This window comes from Variovorax sp. 01T439_2 (assembly GCF_056398445.1).
The window spans coordinates 1-1,492 of sequence record NZ_JBFTPJ010001181.1; the positions used below are offsets into that span (position 1 = coordinate 1).

Below are 1,492 nucleotides of genomic sequence, written 5' to 3' on the forward strand. Positions count from 1 at the left end.
GGATCGAACCGATGACCTCTTGCATGCCATGCAAGCGCTCTCCCAGCTGAGCTATACCCCCATTTGACTTTCAGGCTCTTCTTTTCAGAATCACCCTGCGTCGCTGTCGAGCCTCAAATTATAGACCGAAAAATCAGGCCCTTTTCAAACGCTCGATAACTTTTTCACGAGAAAAGATCGCGAGCACCGAATCGAGGGACGGCGTCTGCGGTGTTCCCATCAGGAGGACGCGAACCGGCATGGCCAACACGGGCATTTTCACCGAATGCGCGGCCAGGACTTCCTTGATGGCCGCAGCGATGGAAACTTTTTCCCACGCCACGCCCGCGAGCTTCTCGGCGAGGGTTGCGATGACGGGTTTCACTGCATCGGTGACGTGCTGCGCTAGATCGGCTTCGCTCGGCGCCACGTCCGCGTAGAACGCGGCGGCCCAGTCGGCCAGCGCGACCGTGGTTTCGCAGCGGTCCTTGAAAAGTGCGCAGATGGCGGACAGGCGATCGTCGGCCTCGATGCCGCGCTTACTCAGCTGCGCGGCCACGAGCGGTGCAAGCTCCGCGTCGGGCTTGGCCTTGATGTACTGCGCGTTGACCCACGCGAGCTTCGCGGCATCCCATTGCGCCGGGCTCTTCGAAAGGTGCGAGCCGTCGAACCAGCTCACCATCTGCTCGCGCGTGAAGAGCTCGTCGTCGCCATGGCTCCAGCCCAGGCGCGCCAGGTAGTTGAGCATGGCTTCGGGCAGGTAGCCGTTCTCTTCATAGGCGGTGACGCTCACCGCGCCACGGCGCTTCGAGAGCTTCTGCCCGTCGTCGCCCAGGATCACCGGCACGTGGCCGAACGCAGGCAGCGGCGCACCAAGCGCGCGGAAGATGTTGATCTGCCACGGCGTGTTGTTGATGTGCTCGTCGCCGCGGAACACGTGCGTGATGGCCATGTCCCAGTCGTCGACCACCACCGCGAAGTTGTAGGTGGGCACACCGTCGGGACGCAGGATGATGAGGTCGTCGATCTCGCGGTTGTTGATGGTGATCTCGCCCTTGACGAGGTCGTTCCAGCTCACGTCGCCTTCGGGCGGATTGCAAAAGCGCACCACCGGCGRCACGCCTTCGGGCACGGGCGGCAGCGTCTTGCCGGGCTCGGGGCGCCAGCGGCGGTCGTACAGGGTCTTCTCGCCGCGCGCGCGCTGCGCCTCGCGCATTTCATCGAGCTCGGCCGGCGTGCAGTAGCAGTGATAGGCCGTGCCGGCCGCGAGCATCTGTGCGATGACTTCGCGGTAGCGCTCCAGGCGCTGCATCTGGTAGATGGGGCCTTCGTCGTAGTCCAGGCCGAGCCAGTGCATCGAAGCCAGGATCTGGTCGGTCGAGTCCTGCGTGGAGCGGGCCACGTCGGTGTCCTCGATGCGCAGCACGAACTCGCCGCCGTGATGGCGTGCATAGGCCCACGAGTAGAGCGCGGTGCGGGCCGTGCCCAGGTGGAGGAAGCCGGTGGGAGACGG

1 protein-coding gene is annotated in these 1,492 nt (G+C 64.5%); it reads right to left on the minus strand.

Going from position 1 to position 1,492, the window contains the following annotated elements:
• Nucleotides 1–133 precede the first annotated feature (133 nt).
• The coding region (gltX, locus tag AC1DOC_RS33270; RefSeq protein WP_478131523.1) for a glutamate--tRNA ligase at nt 134–1,492 on the minus strand (1,359 nt) is incomplete at its 5' end.